Here is a 19,366-nt window from a genome sequence, read left to right as displayed (position 1 = left end):
GCGCTAAACCGTTGGCGGCACCTTGCGCACGAAGTGCTGATGCATTTCCGAGGTCAGGTTTTCGATGCGTTCGGTCAGTGTCTTGGTCATCTCTGTGAGCCGGGTGTTTTGCTCGAGCAATGCCAGCAGTTGCGCGGTGTTGTGCGCGGCCTGGGCCTGACGTTCGCTGTTGGCCACGGCGAGGGCTTCACGGTGCTGTGCATCAGCGTCGGACTGCGCTTTATCACGCGCCGCCTGACGGGTCTGGGCCAGCAGAATCAGTGGGGCGGCGTACGCCGATTGCAGGCTGAAGGCCAGGTTGAGCAGGATGAACGGGTACAGGTCGAAGTGGGCCACGCCGAACAAGTTGAGGCACACCCACAGCACGACGATCAGCGTCTGCGCCCCGAGAAAGGTCGGCGTGCCAAAGAACCGCGCAAAGGCTTCCGCACGCAGGGCAAATTTGTCGTTGCCGAAGGTGGGCGCGAGATGGGCGTGAGGGCGGTGGAAGCGCAAATGATCGACGACGGGCTTCGTATCAGTGGTTGGGGTGGTCATGATGCTCTCTGCATGGCGCGGGGACTGACGCTCACTATAGCCCCCGCGCCAGTTTCATTCTGAAACACATAGCGCAGATTTATTTAGCACCGAGCCCTGCAGGGGAAGGGTGGAACCGTGTCATTTTTCGCAGACCTGATAACAGGCCAGGAACATGTCCAGCGCCGACTCCACCACGGTGGTCTGCATCTCCGGTGACAGCCCCGGCAACCCCATGGAAATCTGCGGCCAGAACGCAAATGACTTGAACATTCCCTGAATCTGTTGGGCGGCAAATGCCGGGTCGACCAGTTTCAATCGACCATCGGCCTGCGCTGTGCGAATCCACACGGTCAGGTCTTCTTCACGCTCGCCCATTCTGGCGACCATGTTCTGCGCACGTTCCGGCGAATGGATCGTGGCGGCTATAGCTACCCGCGCCAGGTCGAGAAAATTCTCATCGCCGAGCATGTGCATTTTCGCCAGCAACATCACGCGCATCTGGTCGCGCAAGGGCTGGTCAGGGCGGTAGGCCGTTTCCTGTTCGGACAGTACCCGCGTCCACAATTGATTGAGGATTTCGGCAAACAACTCTTCTTTGCTCGGGAAGTGGTTGTACACCGTGCGCTTCGACACGCCGGCAGTGGCGGCAATCTTGTCCATGCTGGTGATGTCGAAACCGTTGGCACGGAATTCGACAATCGCTGCCTGGATAATGGCTGCGCGTTTTCGGTCGGTGAGGCGCTGTGGAGCTGTCATAAGTACGCTTCGGCAGGAGGCAAAGGAAAGTTACACTCGGTAGTTTACTTGTCATCTGCTTTGATGCAACCTAGAAACTACACTGTGCAGTGTAACGTTTCGTTAATCCTGCCCAGCGAAAAATAGATCGTCCGGCTGATGCGTGCGTGCTTTGGCCATTTATCGTCCCACCGTGAAGAACTGCAATCTTGCGGTTTTTCTGGAGTCACTCAGTCATGGCCACTTCAACTTCCCCTGCGGATAACGCCCCTACGCCTGAAGCTTCCCGTCAGGCACAAGGGCTCTTTCGAAACCATGCGCCCGTGCAACGCGAAGGCGTTCGCAAAATGCTGCGCATCATGTGGAACATGATCTTCCACAAACCGCGCAACACCCGCCCGGCGGCCCCGGTGCCGGTGCAAACCCTGACCCAGGCGGCGTTGATCGCAGCACCCAACCACAGCGTCTACCGCCTCGGTCACTCCACCGTCCTGCTGAAACTGCGGGACAAATTCTGGATCACCGACCCGGTCTTCGCCGAGCGCGCTTCACCCGTGCAATGGGCTGGCCCCAAACGTTTCCACCAGCCACCGATCAGCCTGGAAGAATTGCCACCGATTGAAGCGGTGATCCTGTCCCACGACCACTACGACCACCTCGACTATCACGCGGTGCTCAAACTGGCGGACAAGGCCAACTACTTCCTCACCCCGCTAGGCGTCGGCGACACGATGATCAAGTGGGGCGTGGACGCCAGCAAAGTGCGCCAACTCGATTGGTGGCAGGGCACCGAGGTGGACGGCATCCAATTCATCGCCACCCCGTCGCAACACTTTTCCGGCCGTGGTTTGTTCGATGGCAACAGCACGCTCTGGGCTTCGTGGGTGATGATCGACGGCGACACGCGGATCTTCTTCAGCGGCGACAGCGGCTACTTCGACGGCTTCAAACGCATCGGCGAACAGCACGGCCCGTTCGACCTGACACTGATGGAAACCGGCGCTTACAACGTCGAATGGCCGCACGTGCACATGCAGCCGGAGCAAACCCTGCAAGCGCACATCGACCTCAAAGGACGCTGGTTGTTGCCTATTCACAACGGCACTTTCGATCTGTCGATGCACGCCTGGTTCGAGCCCTTTGACCGGATTTTGGCACTGGCCTGGGAGCGCAATGTGTCGATCACCACGCCGCAAATGGGCGAGGCGTTCAACGTGAAGTATCCGCAGCGGGGGAGTGCGTGGTGGTTCGGGACGGAAAGTGAACGCGATCAGGTCACAGCGCAGAACGCATAACAACGGGCTTACACCACTCAGGCGAAAATCACTTCAATCCGGCCCTCTTTTCTCGAACGGGGGGCCGATTTAATAACGATTTGCACATCACGTCCTAGCAGGGAAAGACATTCCATCATCTTGGCCTCACTGATACCGCGAAACTTACCGCGCAACATCTCAGAAAGCTTGGGTTGCGATAGGCCCAAAATTTGTGAAGCCTGAACTTGAGTTAAATGACGAGCCTTGATAATCTCGCCGATTTTTGCAGCTAGCTGAGATTTGACTCGCATTTCATTGGCATTGGGCGTCCCTAGGTCTTCATAGACGTTCCCACTGCTTTCTTCGATTTCAATCATGTTTTAGATCCTTTTGCAATGTTCCTGTGCTGCTTGGAGTCGGGTTCTGATCAACTCGATATCGCGCTGTGCGGTTTTGACGCCTGAAGTCGATTTTTTCTGAAAGCAGTGCAAAACATAAACTGCGTTATCAAAGCGAACGGTATAAACGGCACGGTAAGTGTTCGTATCGAAGTCCTCGACCACCTCAAGTACACCAGCACCTCCAAACCCCTTCAGAGGCTTTACTTCGGGATGCTTTAAGCCGCGTTCCGCCAAATCTAGAGCGTGACCAAAAACGTCTTGTACATCTGCGGGCATTTGCTTGAGATCTTTTTTACTGCTGCAAACCCACAGGAGTGACTTCCTTGTACTCATGCAAAAATATACCTATATGGGGATAATCGTCAATCGATGATTCTCTTACTCAACCATCGCATAATCCGCCCGCCCGACCGGGTTCGGCGTAGACCCTTTCACATTCATCCCTCGACCCGGCGCAAACCCCGGGAAAAACACCAAGCCCTGCGCCTCAAAGCAATACGCCAACGCCAGCCGGGTAACATCCAGCACATCGCGCTTGGCTTCAAACCGCTCGATGGCCTCTACCGAAACCGCGGATTCCCGAGCCAGCTCATCAACACTCCAACCCAGCATCGCTCGGGCCTGGGCGCAATGGGCCGGGGTGAATTGGAAGAGGGCGATACGTTCCAGGGTGATTTTCATCGCATGAGAGGCCATGGTGTTCTCCGGGCTCGAGAGTGCTGATTCAAAATGTACTGTGTTTTTGTACAGTTGTTTTGCGCCCGGATCAAACTCATTTTTCGATTTTTGCTATTTCGTGGCTTCCATCCAGACGGACGGTGGCTGCCCCAGCACACGACGAAACATGGTCGAGAACGCCGCCGGGCTGTCATAACCGAAATCCACAGCAATGCGCGTTACCGCCGTGCCCGATGCCAGCCGCGACAGGGCTAGCACCACGCAGGCACGCTGCCGCCATTGGCTGAAACTCAGATCGGTCTGTTGTCGAAACAATCGATTGAACGTCCGCAGGCTGATGTGCAATTGATCGGCCCATTGCTGCGGCGATTGGTGAGCATTCGGGTGTTGGAGAAACGCCTGGCACAACCCCAGCAATCGGGCATCGACTGGCAGCGGAATGTGCAACGGCAGGTGAGTGCTGCGCGCCAGTTCGTGCAGCAGCAAGTCGATCAGCGCACCGTCGCGCCCGGCCTCGTCATACGTCAGCGGGATCTCCACCGCCTCCATCAACAGGTGTCGCAACAACGGCGACACGCTGATCACCTGGCAGCGATCGCCCAGATCAACCGCCGCCGGTTCGATATACACACTGCGCGTACTCACCCCGAGCATCAGCACCTCATGCGCCACGCCCGGCGGAATCCACACCGCCCGCTGTGGCGGCACCACCCAATTGCCGTCATGCGTGCTGACCTGCATCACCCCGGTGGCGCCATACAACAACTGCGCCCGCCGGTGTGTATGACGAGGCAACACATGGCCGTGGGAATAATCCGTGCCGATCGCCACCACCGGGCGCGGCGTGTCATCCAGCAGATCAATCGAAACATTGCGCATCGAGCGGCTTCCAGCAGTTGGCGTAAACGCGAACATTATTGGCTGACTTGCTGAAGCAGGCCAAGGCGTATCGCTCTATCGTCGACCGCTTCCCATCAACGGACGACGCGCAATGTTCTATCTCCTGCTAACACTCTTCGGCTGCACGACCGGCATCACGGCGGTGCTGTTCGGCTTCGGCGGCGGCTTCGTCGTCGTGCCATTGCTCTACCGCATGCTCACCGCCAGCCACGGCGCCGACGACCCCGTCGGCCAATCGGCGATGCACATTGCCGTGGCGACTTCGACCTGCGTGATGATCGTCAACGCACTGATCGCCACCGGCAAACATCGGCGCGCCGGGAACTTCATTCGCCATTACCTGTGGCCATTGGGCGGGTTCATTGGTTTGGGCGCGGTGGTTGGCGCGGTCGCCGCGATATGGGTCAGTGGCGAGGTGATTCGTTATGCGTTCATCGCGTACTTGGGCGTGACCATTGTGGATTGCCTGGTTAGACGCGGATTTCTTACACGCACCGATAACGCAATCCCACGACGATTGGGCAGGGCGGAAGTGTCTGGCGGTGGCGTAGGCATTGGCGCTATCGCGACGTTTCTCGGCGTGGGCGGCAGCGTCATGACCGTGCCGTTGTTGCGGCGTTGCGGGTTGAGCATGAGTCAGGCGACGTCCATGGCCAATCCGTTGAGCCTGCCGGTCGCTATGGCCGGGACGGTGACTTACATGGCCATGGCGGGGTTCAGCGAGTTTGACCTGGGATCGTGGTTTATCGGCTATGTGGATCTGCTGGCGTTTGCGGTTTTGACGATGGGATCGTTGCTGGGGATTCGATTGGCCACACCTTGGGTCGGGCGGATTCCGGATCGGGTGCATGCGTGGGTCTATGTGGGGTTGCTGGTTATGGTGATGCTGAGTATGTGTGCCTACTAGGGTTGGATTCAGCAGCGTTATTCGCAAAAATATGCTTTCGTTCTGTCCAGGATTTCTACGCGGGAGCTTGCCATGTCGATCCTCGAAAGCGATTGGAAGAAGTTCAAGGAACTGCGCAAAATTGCGCTCGATCGATTTTGCCAAGGTGTTCTTGCCGATGCCAAGGCAATAACCCTACATGGAGCGTTATCAGCCCATGCTCGATATGGAATGCTCTATGGATTGATCCAAGGTCGAGATAAGGACATGGCCCGAGCCTTTGACCATCACAGCCAATCCCGCTCCAGTGCTCTCACCGCTTTAAGACTGTTTGTCATGCATGACTTGCTGACCACCGCAGAGCTATCAATTCTCAGCGAGGATGCGCTCGAATACATCTCGGATGTCGTTCGCCAGCCCTATGAGCTTGAGTGGGTTGAAGAGATCGTGCGGCAGGACTGAGTGTTCTTCAACACGCTTAACCAAGGACCTAGGATGCTGATTTTCAACTGCACCGAAGCGGCCAGCAGCTTCTTCAGCCGAGTACACAAGGGCAAAACAATCACGCCGGTGGAGGCCCTGCCGCCGTCGCCCACTCCTGAAGAAGATGAATTGGGGGATTCGGCGGAACAGTGGCTCGTCCATGCGATCACCGTTCAGCGCAAACACGTTCTATTCGTCATTCACATAAAAACCCGCTACTGCATGATCTTCGCAGACGCGAAAAAAGCCGATGTTGAAGGATTTATCCAGCGGTTTACGGAGCGCTGGATCAACGGCCTGATTCATCACGCGGGGCAGCACGATATTCTTCAATGGGTCGATGATGAGCCAATGATGGTTCGATTCGAAGAGAACTGCCGGCAGTACGCGCTGTACAAACGCAGGCACCGTGGTGCGCAAAAACACATCGATGAGATCGCCTGGATCTTCCAGGGCTTCGCCGCCGAGTGGGGCACTCTACCGCCGGATGAGTTCGCCGCTGGACGCTTCGATGCGCAGATGAACGACACCCTTCGAAACAGCAAGGGTCACAAAGATTATTACGCCCCTGACGAGGAGATGATGGCGCACTGGTTACGTCAATACTGTGGGCTTGATGAGCAAGGCATCCAGGCTGCACGTGATCGGCGCAAAGACGCGAGACGGGAGTTTCGTGAGCTGGAGAGGCAGCTTCAGCAGGACCTATAACTAGCTGTCCAACCCCGGCGCTTCCCGAATAATGAAGTGATCCAGGTTCTCGATATTCGCACTGAACACCCCGAACGTCTGCTCGGGGTTTTTCTTGCTCGGCACCTGCTTCAACTCCGGCGTCACGCCATAAAAGAAGCAATACAAGTCCTTGCCGCTCTCGATGGCGTGCTTGATCTCTTCCAGAAACGCTTTGCGCTTGCGGTAGTTGTCGATCAGCTTCTTGCTCAAGTACACATTGACCGAATAAGGCTTCTTCTTCGCCTCATCCGCCTGCTTGAACCAGACCTTCTGTTCGAAATCGATGCGAAAGCTCTGGGTGTAATCCTTGATCTCCTTGATCTTGCCCCAGTAAATCAGCCCCTTGTTGTCCTGCAAATACTCGATCTTCTTGAAGAACGACCCGTACGGCGCCGTGTGCTCGCCAATCTTCAGTGGCATGCGCTTGAGCAGCTCCTTGTCCTCGAAGTTCGACACAAAACACTCCACCGGGTGGGCGAAGACACTGGTCTTGTCCGGTGCTGATTCGCGGATTGGGTGCTCTTTGTGACTGTCCGCCAAAACGGTTTTCGGGATGTCTCGAACTTCATCCGCTGCCCCCGCCGGGTTCGACGGTTGACGCACATACTGACGCCGAGTCAGCAACAACTCCGACGGGAAATGCTCCTCGCGGCTGTCATCCGTTTCCGCACCGTCCGCGTCCACACCCGACGCCGAGGCTTTGAGGCTGACATAAGGACAATCCGCCACGTGCCGGGTGCTGGGCGTGTTTTTGAAGTGCGGGGTGCGGACGTAATTCACGTTTTTGGCGTTGAATGTTGTCAGTACGTTGGCCGCGTCGAACGCCGCCCTGCAATTGTCATTGGGGCATTGGAAGTGTTCTTTGGCGGAATCGAACGCCATGGTTTCGTCGAAATTCAAATCGCGCACGTCGTAGATCGACAGTTTGTCGTCGAGGCTGAGGCAGTAGGCGAGGTCGAATTTCATGGGCGTTTGGTCTCATCGTGGATCGCTTTTATAGCCGCTAGGGTCTTGCTTTGCACAGTTCTTTCGCCCCTCGACCAGCGTTTCTGCGTGTCTTTACCCGTGATATCAATGTCGTTACCGTTGTAGGATTAGTTTCCTGCGGTTGTACGCTAATTCCTACGTCGAGCTTCGGTTCCCACATGCTTCTTATCGACTGTAATTGAGCTGTAACCGCCGCAATCCCCATTATGCTCAGGATAGCGACTCGATGACTTCACCTGCACTCAATCAGATTTTGTTTGGCCCCCGGGAACCGGTAAGACATACGCCACCATCGAGGCAACGCTCGAAATTCTTGCTCCCGAATTTCTTCAGGCTTACAAAAACGACCGGGATTCTTTGAAAAGTCGTTTTGATGAGCTGGCCGCAGATGGGCACGTTGAATTTGTCACATTCCATCAAAGCTTCAGCTACGAGGACTTTGTTGAAGGTCTACGTGCCGAAAGCGGGGAGGACGGGCAACTACGCTATGCGGTTGTTGATGGTGTGTTTAAAAAATTGTGCACATCTGCCCTCACCGAGACAAAAAGCCTAGGCGCTTTTTTTACGAAGGGCGAGTCGTTCGGGAAGGGTAAAGGGTACGTAGTCGCGAGTGCATCTGATGAACTGCTCAATTTGATAAAGCCAAACGGAAAAGAGCTTCCGATTGGTATGAGTATGCTTAGAACGCTTGCTGAATATGTGCGCTCAGGGCGGTTAACTGTTGAAGATATCCACAGTAAACACGTTTTTAATAAGGTGCCAGAGACCAAACTAGAAAATCATCTCATCAATGGATATAACAATATCCTTTCGCTTTTGGTTGGGCGTGTTTTGGAGGAGTCTTCCGAAAACGTAGAGTTCGTTGCGCCAACTAAATCCAGCAATATGCGTGTTCTTATAGTCGACGAAATAAATCGCGGCAATGTATCGCGGATATTTGGCGAGCTGATTACTTTGATTGAGCCAACCAAGCGCGCGGGAGCAGCTGAAGCTCTTGCCGTGACGTTGCCATATTCGAAGGAGCGCTTTAGCGTACCGAGTAATGTCTATCTCATTGGTACTATGAACACTGCTGACCGTTCCTTAGCAGGCCTAGATATCGCGTTGCGTCGGCGTTTTACTTTTCGTGAAATGCCTCCTAAGCCGGAGCTGTTGAAAGACGTCGTCGTGGGTGGGCTCCATATTGCTCAACTCCTGATAGTGATGAACCAACGAATCGAGTTGTTACTAGATCGAGATCATTGCTTGGGGCATGCGTATTTCATGCCGCTCCAAAGTGAGCCTACGCTGGAACGATTGGGGCAGATCTTTCGCGAGCAAGTGCTCCCATTGCTGCAAGAGTACTTTTTTGAAGATTGGCAGCGGATTCAATGGGTCCTTAATGATCATCGCAAGTCTCCTGAAAATTGTTTTATCGGACAGCCGCCATCCAACACGGAATCTCTATTTGGCGATCAAGTGGTACTGAGTAACCAGAACAGCCGATGGATATTCAACGAGGACGCTTTTGCTCGGATTGAGTCTTTTTTTGGGGTCATTGATCACCAAGCAGCACCTCCAAAGGTTCAGGAAGCCCTCGAAGTTGAAAAAGGTGACATCCAGGTTCGTCAGCTTGAAAGCGGTTCGATCGAGGTTTTAAAGTCTGGGCAGATCGTCAGTCCTTCTAAACCAATTTTGCGAGAGCTTGCCGCGGCGCACGGCCTAACAACTCATCATGCAAGTGGTCGTGAGTTTAATACTCGTCATCTCGGTGCAGCTGTTATCGGTGCATTGAGAGGCTTGAAAGCGTGAAATCCGCTATTACAGTTCGCGAGTACGCGAGACTGACGACGGATAACGTGACTGCGCCGACGTTGGATCTCGCGCAAGTATCTGTGTCTGCCTTTGACTGGCTATGCAAACTCAACGCTTCTTTCAGCAATGCTGGAGCGGCGCTGGTTCAGCTTGAGAACCGTCGTTTACTGAAACTCGACAATTATGTCGGTGTACTGGAGACACCGTGCGGCACTCGTCTCGAAATTCTTCCCAAGCATTTTGAGCAAGAGGACTGTATCAAGCAGAGCAGGGTATTGTTGCGACGCATGATCCAAGCGTCTCTAAATTTGCCTACCCGAGAAGTCGGCGCAGCGGATCTACAAAATTTCGATGCGCCGTTGAGCGAATGGGTCATGGGCCGGTTCTTGCTGGCTCTGGATCATTTGATCAAGCGAGGTCTACGTTTCGACTACCAGCGCGTAGAGGAGGAGCAACGGTTCCTGCGTGGTCAATTGGATGTGGTTAAGCAGATGCGCCAACCCCTGGCCGTCAGCACCATTTTCAGATTCGACACGACATCTATCTGCCCGACCGCCCAGAAAATCGTTTGCTCAAATTAGCGTTAGATCAGGTCTGCAAAACGACTAATGATGCCGGTAATTGGCGACTGGCTCATGAGCTAAGAAGTGTCTTGTTAGAGGTGCCAACAAGCCGTGATGTGCAACAGGATTTTAAACAATGGAGCTGCGAGCGACTGATGGCGCACTACGTTCCGGTAAAACCCTGGTGCGAGCTAATTATTAAGCAACAGATGCCTTTGGCGGTTGCAGGGGAGTGGCATGGCATGAGTTTGTTGTTCCCCATGGAACGGCTGTTTGAGCGCTATGTCGCTGCGAGTCTTGGCAGAGATTTGCAGGGCGATGCCCGACTGCAAACTCAATCCCGCAGTGAGTATTTGTGCCAACACAAAGGCAAAAACTTCTTCCAGCTACGGCCGGACCTGATGGTTCACCATCAACAAAAGAGCTGGGTGCTGGACACAAAGTGGAAGAGGTTGAGTTCATCCGCTGAGGATAAGAACTACGGTTTGAAGCAGTCCGACTTTTATCAGCTATTCGCTTATGGCCACAAATGCTTGCCTAGCGAAGGTGAGTTGGTGCTGATTTACCCAAGGCGATCTGCGTTTGATAGCCCGTTGAAGGTATTTGAGTTTGCTCCGAAGCTCCTGCTTTGGGTGCTGCCGTTTGATATGGAGCGTGGCGTATTGCTGGGGGCACCCGAAGGATTCCCACTTAAGTCTCAGCAACTGCAATCGAGTGAACAATCGGCTTGATGCTCAATGCTCCAAGTCAAATGGGTGCAGGGTGCTGCACCCAATGTTTTAGCGGCTTTCTAAAGTTGAAATAGCCGCGAGGCCTTCCTCCACCAAGATGTCGGCTGCTGAGGTAGCAGGATGCTAGGCATGTCTCGAAGCCGAATCCATGGTTCATTCTGCCAGTGCAGCAAACTCAGCTGCATTTGTGGCCAATCCAAAACGCTCAAGGTCGGACGCTCCACAGGCCGAACTGTTCTGGCATCACGTAGTGCTGGCACAACCTGATGCGTGAGCCATTCGCGTAGTGAGCGATACTCCGGGCAGTAGTGATAAACCAACAATGCATACACCCCTGACTCGCTGAGCATCAGTCGTTCCTCTGCTGCTCCGTGGGCATGTACCAGCAACATCCGTCGCTGATCCGCATCGAGTTTCCGAGACATGCGTTCATCCAAATACTTGCCCATCAATCGCCCTATATCTCGTGCGTAAAACCAGACTTGGTTTTCGAATAGTAGGGCGTGGAGATGAATGTCGTGACGGGTGAATAGCGTGGAGGCGAGAGGCTCCCGCTCATAGTCCGTGGGTGTGGGAAAAATTCTGGAGACGCATTGAGTAGACATAATCCGTGACCTCTACGTTTAAGAAGTAGGGCTAGGCCCAACGTAGAGTGGATTCAAGAAACCCCAACGAGCAAAACCATCACATTCGACCAACAAATCACCCCAAGGTGGATTGCGCGTCTGAGTGATTGGCCAAGCTTCTACGTTGGGCGTTTCTTAGGCACCTGCAATGGAGCTTAGGGGGCTTTGAGCGGGCATCAATGCGGATACGGCTGTGAGTGCTGTAGGAGATTTAGCGTTGTCGCGTAGGGATGGAAAAGGACTAACCATCGCTCATAAAAAAGCCCCGATCAGATCGGGGCTTTTGCTTTTTCGATTTGTCGATTCAGACGGCAATCGTCAAATCGTGGCGAGCTCGGAAATCAATCCCAGCTAAGCGCCCCACCAGTCTGATACTCAATAACCCGAGTCTCAAAGAAATTCTTCTCTTTCTTCAAGTCCATAATCTCGCTCATCCAAGGGAACGGGTTAGTCGTCCCTGGATACTCTTCTTTAAGACCGATCTGCGACAGACGACGGTTAGCGATGAACTTCAGGTAGTCCTCCATCATCGCCGCATTCATGCCCAACACCCCACGAGGCATGGTGTCACGAGCGTATTCGATCTCCAGCTGAGTGCCCTGCAGAATCATCTGCGAAGCCTCTTCCTTCATCTCGGCATCCCACAAGTGCGGGTTTTCGATTTTGATCTGGTTGATCACGTCGATGCCGAAGTTCAGGTGCATGGATTCGTCGCGCAGGATGTACTGGAACTGCTCGGCGACGCCGGTCATTTTGTTTCGGCGGCCCATGGAGAGGATCTGGGTGAAGCCGCAGTAGAAGAAGATGCCTTCCAGAACGCAGTAGTAGGCGATCAGGTTGCGCAGCAACTCTTTGTCGGTTTCGACGGTGCCGGTTTCGAATTTCGGATCGGAGATCGAACGGGTGTATTTGAGGCCCCAGGTGGCTTTTTTCGCGACCGATGGGATCTCGTGGTACATGTTGAAGATCTCGCCTTCATCCATGGCCAACGATTCGATGCAGTACTGGTAGGCGTGGGTGTGGATCGCCTCCTCGAAGGCCTGGCGCAGGATGTACTGGCGGCATTCCGGGTTGGTGATCAGGCGGTACACGGCCAGGACCAGGTTGTTGGCAACCAGGGAGTCGGCGGTGGAGAAGAAGCCGAGGTTGCGCATGACGATGCGGCGCTCGTCGTCGGTCAGGCCTTCCGGGTCTTTCCAGAGGGCGATGTCGGCGGTCATGTTGACTTCTTGCGGCATCCAGTGGTTTGCGCAACCGTCCAGATACTTCTGCCAGGCCCAGTCGTACTTGAACGGTACGAGTTGGTTGAGGTCGGCGCGGCAGTTGATCATGCGCTTTTCGTCGACAGCGACGCGGGCGGAGGCGCCTTCGAGTTCGGCGAGGCCTTCGGCGACGTCGAGGGTGTCCAGGGCAGCTTTTGCACGGGCGATGGCGGCAGAGTCGTTCGCGGTAACGGCGCGAGCTTCTTGAGCGGCGACACCACCAGCGGTGTCGAGTCGGTCCATGTTGGCTTCGGTCGCGTGGCCGGCGTTAGCGCCTTTTACCACGGCTTCGCCGCTGTCTTCTTTGTCGAATTCGTCCCAGCTCAGCATGACGTGTCGTCTCCTGCGTGAGGGCCAGATGCCCGTGTGAAAACTGATAGGTTGGTTTTTCACACGGCCGTACTGGCCGCGTTGGATAGCGTTTTTTGCAGCGGTACACGCAGGCAAATAAACATAATTTTGTACGGGGTTCCGAGAGCCGCTGATGGCGCTGCAGTCGCTGGCGACGTCGCTTTGGGCTTCGGACTGGCTTTCATCCCTGTAAGGGAATATTGCAGGCCCGTTTAAGGCGGCATTATAGGGAAATTTTTGCGGCCGTGGTGGGGCGAATCCGCGCATGGAGCGGTCGAGAAGGAGGGTTTTTCGGTCGGAGCGAGGGTTTATAGGGCTTTGGCTGGAGATCGCGGGTGCAGATTTTTTTTCATAAATTTTGATGAATTGATTTCTTGTTCAAAAAACAGCCAGAAAATCAGGTTTTTCACTACATGTTGTGTTTTGAGCCGGTTTCCGGTGGCTCCAGACACAACTAAGCCCGACCGAAGTCGGGCTGTAAGTCACGCTCGATGATCAGCTCAGGCGAGCGGCACCGACGTGGTCTGTGCCATCAGCAGCAACCTTGGCAGCACCAGTGTGATCGAAGCCATCGGCGGCGAGTTTGGCAGCGCCAGTGTGATCGAAGCCGTCCGAAGCAAGTTTGCCGGCGCCAATGTGGTCTGCGCCATCAGCGGCGAAGGAGGCCGAGCCGGTGTGATCGTAACCATCAGCAGCGACAGCCGCTTCAGTGGTGTAAGAAGCCGAGCCGGTGCGGTCGTAGCCGTCGGCGGCAAAAGTGTTGGCGGCCAGGACGGACAGGGTCAGGGCGAAGATCAATTTGGTTTTCATGGTGGTGGCTCCAGGTTTGTGGACGTTTTGTGCCTTGGGTGTGGAATTCATACTACGCCAGCTATTTCGATTAAAAAGCGCAAATAAACGCTTAGAACAATCGAACAAATCGATATTCAAGGTTCGGCGCTGCATTGGCCTGGAAGGGCGGGCGAATGGGTCGAACCTTGGGGGAAGTGAGAGCCGGGAATTAGCCGTTAGAGCAGCCGTTGCCCATGATGCTGTAGCGCAAAATATGGCGTTGGCCCTTGGAATCGTCGTATTCCATTTTCATCGGGACAACTTCACACACGTTTGGTACTTCGCTCATGGAGACAACTTTGGCGATGTCCAGGTGGGTGGAGTAAGTGTATTCCTCAACTACCGGTTGCTGCTGTGCGACATCAGTCGGGACCTCGTCTGCCATGGCGGTTGCGCACAGGCTGCTGAGGACCAGAACTAATAAAGCTTTCATTTCGGATTTACCTTTTAGAGGTCGAATGGGGTCACGCAACCTTTGTGGGGTTGCGTGTGGAGCTTGGTTACCGGAGTGCTTGATTAACGGCCTTCGTGGGGGCTGCAACTTGGTTAATCAGATTGCCTTGTTGGCGTGGCAGATTTTAGGCGTGGGGGTTTCAATCATATAGCCGTGGTTTTGATAAACACTTTTGACAGATTTCGTAACAATCCACGTAAACAGCCCCGTCTATCCAGGACAACGCACGACGTGTAGCAGCTGGCGAAGCCTGCGTCCGGCTGCGCAGCAGTCGTATATCCGGCTAAACGCGGTCTGCCTGATACACCGCAATTGCTGATTTTACGACTGCTGCGCAGCCGGACGCAGGCTTCGCCAGCTGCTACAGACCGCATTGTGGCGGGGGGTTGAAACACCCTGAAAGAGGCGTGGTAGTTGGGGTTGCGGGCTATTCACGACATTTTGTAGGGGCTTGTTACTACCATCGTCGAATGGTTCTATAGGCCCGGCACGGCTAAAACGGTGCCATACAAAAACAACTATTCCACCGAGGTAAGAAAGATGAGTGCGGCTTCCCTGTATCCCGTTCGTCCCGAGGTTCTGGCTAATACGCTGACTGACGAGGCGACCTACAAGGCCATGTACCAGCAATCGGTCGTCAACCCGGACGGTTTCTGGCGTGAACAGGCCAAGCGCCTCGACTGGATCAAGCCTTTCACCACGGTGAAGCAGACCTCCTTCGACGATCACCATGTCGACATCAAATGGTTCGCCGACGGCACGCTGAACGTTTCCTACAACTGCCTCGACCGTCACCTGGCCGAGCGCGGTGATCAGATCGCGATCATTTGGGAAGGGGATGACCCTGCCGAAAGCCGCAACATCACTTACCGCGAGCTGCACGAACAAGTCTGCAAGTTCGCCAACGCCCTGCGTGGCCAGGACGTGCACCGCGGCGACGTGGTGACTATCTATATGCCGATGATCCCTGAAGCCGTGGTCGCCATGCTGGCCTGTACCCGGATCGGCGCGATTCACTCGGTGGTGTTCGGCGGTTTCTCCCCGGAAGCCTTGGCCGGTCGCATCATCGACTGCAAATCCAAAGTGGTGATCACCGCTGACGAAGGCGTTCGTGCCGGCAAGAAAATCCCGCTCAAGGCCAACGTCGACGACGCGCTGACCAACCCGGAAACCAGCAGCATCCAGAAGGTCATCGTGTGCCAGCGCACCGGTGGCGAGATCAAGTGGAACCAGCATCGCGACATCTGGTACGAAGACCTGATGAAAGTGGCGGGCACCGTGTGCGCGCCTAAAGAGATGGGTGCCGAAGAAGCGCTGTTCATCCTTTACACCTCTGGCTCCACCGGCAAGCCGAAGGGCGTGCAGCACACCACCGGCGGTTATCTGCTGTATGCGGCCATGACCCATGAGCGTGTGTTCGACTATCGTCCGGGCGAAATCTTCTGGTGCACCGCCGACGTCGGCTGGGTCACGGGCCACAGTTACATCGTCTACGGCCCGCTGGCCAACGGCGCGACCACGTTGCTGTTCGAAGGCGTGCCGAACTACCCGGACATCACCCGTGTGGCGAAGATCGTCGACAAGCACAAGGTCAACATCCTCTACACCGCACCAACGGCGATCCGCGCGATGATGGCCTCGGGCACCGCCGCTGTTGAAGGCGCCGATGGCAGCAGCCTGCGTCTGCTGGGTTCGGTCGGCGAGCCGATCAACCCGGAAGCCTGGGACTGGTACTACAAGAACGTCGGCAAGTCCCGTTGCCCGATCGTCGATACCTGGTGGCAGACCGAAACCGGCGGCAACATGATGAGCCCGTTGCCGGGCGCTCACGGCCTCAAGCCGGGTTCTGCGGCACGTCCGTTCTTCGGTGTGGTGCCGGCCCTGGTGGATAACCTGGGCAACATCATCGACGGCGTTGCCGAGGGCAACCTGGTGATTCTCGATTCGTGGCCAGGCCAGGCACGTACGCTGTTTGGCGATCATGACCGTTTCGTCGACACTTACTTCAAGACCTTCCGCGGCATGTATTTCACCGGTGACGGTGCCCGTCGCGATGCCGATGGTTACTACTGGATCACCGGTCGCGTGGACGATGTGCTCAACGTGTCCGGGCACCGCATGGGCACCGCCGAAATCGAAAGTGCGATGGTTGCTCACCCGAAAGTCGCCGAAGCGGCGGTGGTCGGGGTGCCGCACGACATCAAGGGGCAGGGCATTTATGTCTACGTCACCCTGAACGGTGGCGAAGAGCCAAGCGAGCAACTGCGCCTGGAGCTGAAAAACTGGGTGCGCAAAGAGATCGGCCCGATCGCTTCGCCGGATGTGATCCAGTGGGCACCGGGGCTGCCGAAGACTCGTTCGGGCAAGATCATGCGCCGGATTCTGCGCAAGATTGCCACGGCCGAGTACGACGGGTTGGGGGATATCTCCACCCTGGCGGATCCGGGTGTGGTGCAGCATTTGATTGATACGCACAAGACCATGAATGTTGCTTAAGTAGCGGGTCTTGAACCATTGAAACCCTGCCAGGTGGTGAGCCTGGTGGGGTTTTTTATTGCCTGGGTTTTGTGGTGGCAGGTCGGGCCTCATCGCGAGCAAGCTCGCTCCCACAAGGGATCTGCGTGGTAACCCAATCAACTGTGGGAGATTCTATGTTGCAGGGGAACCCTGCAGCCTTAAATTTGGCTGGTATTCGCTCTGGTTTTTCATGAGAGCGAATGCCACCCGGCATAGCTTGCGGGCGAGGATCACCAGGGCTTGGGTTTTTGCCAAGCCTCTGACGAGATAGGACTCATAGTACGGTTTCCAGGTGGCAGACCGACAAGCCGCCATCGCCGCGTTGTGAGCCAGGCGCCGCAGCTCCGTATCGCCTTTTTTGGACAGGTGGCGAGGGCTGTTCTTCTTGCCTGAATCCTTTGCTCGCAAGTCCATCCCCAAAAAAGCAATGAATGCATCGCCGTTGGCGAAGTGACCGCGCATGAATGCGGTCGCCAAGCCCATAGCCGTAAGCTCACCGATCCCCTCAATGGCTTTGCAGCGCTTGATGTTTTCGGTGATGCCTGCCTTTTTGCTGACTTTGTGCAGTAATTTCTGGATGGCTTGCTCCGCTTGTTTGAAGGACTTCAATTGCCGGGCCAATTCATCCTTCAGAAGCGGCTCACCTGACCAACTCAGCGTCATGCCCACACGCACATTGATAAGCTCTGCGCGTCTATGAAGCAGACTTTTCAACACCTTGTAGGCCTGCGGAGGTGGACTCCAGAGGCGCAGTCGATCCTGCTCGCTAGACAGGTAACGCGCGAGCAGGCGCGCATCACAAGGGTCGGTTTTCGCCCGTTGGCCAATGCTTTCGCGGTAGTGGCTCAGACGATAAGCATCCACAACGTAAACCCGGTGTCCCATTTCATGGGCCAGTTCGACCGTGTCCAAGTGGTAAATGCTGGTGGCTTCCAAAGCAATTGAGCTTTGCGCAGGCAGAGCTTTGAGCCAACGCCCAAGAGTCTCTCGGTCGTTGTTGATGTGTTGAGTGGTTTGCATGTCTTCGCGGTAAGCGACGATTTCGGCCTTGGCTACATCGATACCGATTACCGTTGGCGAGGTAAGGATTGTCATGACGAATCCTCGGAGCTAGGGTTTAAGGGCTTGTCGGGGTTTACCCTTGCGCTGGCTTGCCTCTATCGTCGGTTTTACCGATGAATTCCTTATCGGCGCTTCGGGTAGAAGGGGCGGGACGAGAAGTCTCCCACGGTCCGTACTGGCTAGAGTCGGAATCGAGCTTTTAGTCCCGCCCACCCCTTCAAGTCTAAACATACAAGCGAGCTTGCTCGCGATAGCGGTCGACCAGGCACTTCATAAACAACAGCCAATAATTATCGGGCTCAGTTGTAGGCCCTTTCCCACTGTTACCCATCCCCCTTCAAGTAACTGAATGTGTAACCGCACGCGCCAATTCGAGGCATAGGGAAACGCCAAGCCCCATTCCTGGACCTCTTTAGCCCCCCTGGAAAATAAGAACTAACGCCAAGCTTGCCGGATTAGAAGGGTTTGCCAATAATAGGCCCGCAATTTGCAACATAGATCGGTTAACTGTCTTTTGCTCCTGCATGATTTTGCAGGGCTGTCAACGCGCTCAAGCGGCTTTCTCTGTGCTTCTGTAATTAGTTGTCGCATTGAAGAAATATCGGCTTCGGGCCTGTCGTTAGAATGCCGGTCACTCGCTCGTCAGTGTCCGTGTTGAAAATCAACACGCGATTCCCAGGACGCAGCAATCGCTTTTGTGGTTCTACTCACTCGCATATTGGGCTGTCGCTCACTCTGCCGTTTTTGCCCTTTACCGATGGAGTCCCAAGATGAAGAAACTCGTGCTGCTTGGCGCCCTGGCACTGTCCGTGCTGTCCCTGCCAACCTTCGCCGATGAAAAGCCTCTGAAAATTGGTATCGAAGCGGCTTACCCTCCGTTCGCTTCCAAAGCACCGGACGGCAGCATCGTTGGTTTCGACTACGACATCGGCAACGCCCTGTGCGAGCAGATGAAGGTCAAGTGCGTGTGGGTCGAGCAAGAGTTCGACGGTCTGATCCCGGCCCTCAAAGTGCGCAAGATCGACGCGATCCTGTCGTCCATGTCGATCACTGAAGACCGCAAGAAGTCTGTCGACTTCACCAACAAGTACTACAACACCCCGGCTCGCCTGGTCATGAAGGCCGGCACTCAAGTCAGCGACGGCCTGACTGAATTGAAGGGCAAGAACATTGGCGTGCAGCGTGGTTCGATCCACGAGCGTTTCGCCCGTGAAGTCCTGGCCCCGCTGGGTGCCGAGGTCAAGCCTTACGGTTCGCAGAACGAAATCTATCTCGACGTGGCCGCCGGTCGCCTCGACGGCACCGTGGCAGACGCTACGCTGCTGGATGACGGTTTCCTGAAAACCGACGCTGGCAAAGGCTTCGCCTTCGTTGGCCCGGCCTTCACCGACGTCAAATACTTCGGCGACGGCGTAGGTATCGCTGTTCGCAAGGACGACAAGGCTGATCTGGACAAGCTCAACGCTGCCATCGCTGCCATTCGTGAGAACGGCAAGTACAAGCAAATCCAGGACAAGTACTTCGCCTTCGATATCTACGGCAAGTAATACGTCCAAGCGACAAGTCCGAAATGGCGCAAGCAACAGGATCTCTGAGGTTTG

The 19,366-nt window shown here is 55.3% G+C and carries 18 protein-coding genes and 2 pseudogenes; 8 read left to right on the top strand and 12 right to left on the bottom strand.

From position 1 onward, the window contains the following. Positions 1–3: 3 nt before the first annotated feature. Together AB4N76_RS06965 and AB4N76_RS06960 are read right to left on the bottom strand one after the other, a co-directional pair. Entirely contained in the window at positions 4–537 is a 534-nt protein-coding gene (locus AB4N76_RS06965) for a DUF1003 domain-containing protein (RefSeq protein ID WP_046031977.1), read from the bottom strand. Positions 538–657: 120 nt separating this feature from the next. Beyond that, complete coding sequence (locus AB4N76_RS06960) at positions 658–1,275, bottom strand: TetR/AcrR family transcriptional regulator (protein WP_460164312.1); 618 nt, start codon at positions 1,273–1,275, stop codon at positions 658–660. 215 nt (positions 1,276–1,490) lie between these two features. On the opposite strand from AB4N76_RS06960, the gene AB4N76_RS06955 reads away from it, so the two are divergent. Continuing rightward, positions 1,491–2,549 (top strand): MBL fold metallo-hydrolase, encoded by a 1,059-nt coding sequence (locus AB4N76_RS06955; protein ID WP_460164311.1) that lies wholly within the window; start codon positions 1,491–1,493, stop codon positions 2,547–2,549. 17 nt (positions 2,550–2,566) lie between these two features. On the opposite strand, the gene AB4N76_RS06950 is transcribed toward AB4N76_RS06955, so the two are convergent. From AB4N76_RS06950 to AB4N76_RS06935, 4 genes are all read right to left on the bottom strand, one after another. Beyond that, positions 2,567–2,887 (bottom strand): helix-turn-helix domain-containing protein, encoded by a 321-nt coding sequence (locus AB4N76_RS06950; RefSeq protein ID WP_077431412.1) that lies wholly within the window; start codon positions 2,885–2,887, stop codon positions 2,567–2,569. A gap of 3 nt (positions 2,888–2,890) precedes the next feature. After that, complete coding sequence (locus AB4N76_RS06945) at positions 2,891–3,187, bottom strand: type II toxin-antitoxin system RelE/ParE family toxin (protein WP_218191591.1); 297 nt, start codon at positions 3,185–3,187, stop codon at positions 2,891–2,893. A gap of 102 nt (positions 3,188–3,289) precedes the next feature. Further along, positions 3,290–3,607: a helix-turn-helix domain-containing protein gene (locus AB4N76_RS06940; RefSeq protein WP_046031974.1), complete on the bottom strand. Its 318-nt coding sequence runs from the start codon at positions 3,605–3,607 to the stop codon at positions 3,290–3,292. A 93-nt stretch (positions 3,608–3,700) separates the two neighbouring features. Then, a complete protein-coding gene (locus AB4N76_RS06935; RefSeq protein WP_460164310.1) occupies positions 3,701–4,468 on the bottom strand; it encodes an AraC family transcriptional regulator in 768 nt (255 codons plus the stop codon). 112 nt (positions 4,469–4,580) lie between these two features. On the opposite strand from AB4N76_RS06935, the gene AB4N76_RS06930 reads away from it, so the two are divergent. The 3 genes from AB4N76_RS06930 to AB4N76_RS06920 all read left to right on the top strand — a co-directional run bounded on the left by AB4N76_RS06930 (position 4,581) and on the right by AB4N76_RS06920 (position 6,566). After that, positions 4,581–5,396, top strand: a complete 816-nt coding sequence (locus tag AB4N76_RS06930) for a sulfite exporter TauE/SafE family protein (protein ID WP_460164309.1) — start codon at positions 4,581–4,583, stop codon at positions 5,394–5,396. 72 nt (positions 5,397–5,468) lie between these two features. Next, on the top strand, positions 5,469–5,837 hold the full coding sequence (locus AB4N76_RS06925) for a hypothetical protein (RefSeq protein WP_046031971.1): 369 nt from the start codon (positions 5,469–5,471) through the stop codon (positions 5,835–5,837). Between the two features lie 33 nt (positions 5,838–5,870). Then, positions 5,871–6,566, top strand: a complete 696-nt coding sequence (locus tag AB4N76_RS06920; RefSeq protein WP_460164308.1) for a DUF6933 domain-containing protein — start codon at positions 5,871–5,873, stop codon at positions 6,564–6,566. Here the strand turns inward: AB4N76_RS06920 and AB4N76_RS06915 are convergent, their stop codons facing one another. After that, positions 6,567–7,553, bottom strand: a complete 987-nt coding sequence (locus AB4N76_RS06915; RefSeq protein ID WP_460164307.1) for a hypothetical protein — start codon at positions 7,551–7,553, stop codon at positions 6,567–6,569. A 247-nt stretch (positions 7,554–7,800) separates the two neighbouring features. On the opposite strand from AB4N76_RS06915, the pseudogene AB4N76_RS06910 reads away from it, so the two are divergent. Both AB4N76_RS06910 and AB4N76_RS06905 read left to right on the top strand, forming a co-directional pair. Beyond that, positions 7,801–9,365, top strand: a pseudogene (locus AB4N76_RS06910) (McrB family protein). After that, positions 9,362–10,662: pseudogene (locus AB4N76_RS06905) on the top strand (McrC family protein). The pseudogenes AB4N76_RS06910 and AB4N76_RS06905 overlap by 4 nt, the downstream one beginning before the upstream one ends. A 59-nt stretch (positions 10,663–10,721) precedes the next feature. Here AB4N76_RS06905 and AB4N76_RS06900 read toward each other — a convergent pair. The 4 genes from AB4N76_RS06900 to AB4N76_RS06885 form a co-directional block, all read right to left on the bottom strand. After that, positions 10,722–11,267, bottom strand: coding sequence for a BRO-N domain-containing protein (locus AB4N76_RS06900; RefSeq protein ID WP_460164306.1), 546 nt, complete (start codon positions 11,265–11,267; stop codon positions 10,722–10,724). Between the two features lie 362 nt (positions 11,268–11,629). Next, positions 11,630–12,880 carry a ribonucleotide-diphosphate reductase subunit beta gene (locus AB4N76_RS06895; RefSeq protein WP_007943877.1) on the bottom strand — a complete coding sequence of 417 codons (1,251 nt, stop codon included), beginning with the start codon at positions 12,878–12,880 and terminating at the stop codon, positions 11,630–11,632. A 516-nt stretch (positions 12,881–13,396) separates the two neighbouring features. Then, complete coding sequence (locus tag AB4N76_RS06890; RefSeq protein ID WP_046031966.1) at positions 13,397–13,711, bottom strand: hypothetical protein; 315 nt, start codon at positions 13,709–13,711, stop codon at positions 13,397–13,399. Between the two features lie 190 nt (positions 13,712–13,901). Continuing rightward, complete coding sequence (locus tag AB4N76_RS06885) at positions 13,902–14,165, bottom strand: DUF2790 domain-containing protein (protein ID WP_460164305.1); 264 nt, start codon at positions 14,163–14,165, stop codon at positions 13,902–13,904. 561 nt (positions 14,166–14,726) lie between these two features. Between AB4N76_RS06885 and acs the strand changes: the two genes are divergently transcribed. Further along, positions 14,727–16,682: an acetate--CoA ligase gene (gene acs, locus AB4N76_RS06880; protein ID WP_046031522.1), complete on the top strand. Its 1,956-nt coding sequence runs from the start codon at positions 14,727–14,729 to the stop codon at positions 16,680–16,682. Between the two features lie 153 nt (positions 16,683–16,835). Here acs and AB4N76_RS06875 read toward each other — a convergent pair whose 3' ends face one another. Next, complete coding sequence (locus AB4N76_RS06875) at positions 16,836–17,798, bottom strand: IS110 family transposase (RefSeq protein WP_046031124.1); 963 nt, start codon at positions 17,796–17,798, stop codon at positions 16,836–16,838. 737 nt (positions 17,799–18,535) lie between these two features. On the opposite strand from AB4N76_RS06875, the gene AB4N76_RS06870 reads away from it, so the two are divergent. After that, positions 18,536–19,312: an ABC transporter substrate-binding protein gene (locus tag AB4N76_RS06870; protein WP_460164304.1), complete on the top strand. Its 777-nt coding sequence runs from the start codon at positions 18,536–18,538 to the stop codon at positions 19,310–19,312. Positions 19,313–19,366: the final 54 nt, after the last annotated feature.

This window comes from Pseudomonas sp. S2_F03, from assembly GCF_054668335.1.
This window is presented reverse-complemented; position numbering and strand designations above follow the sequence as displayed.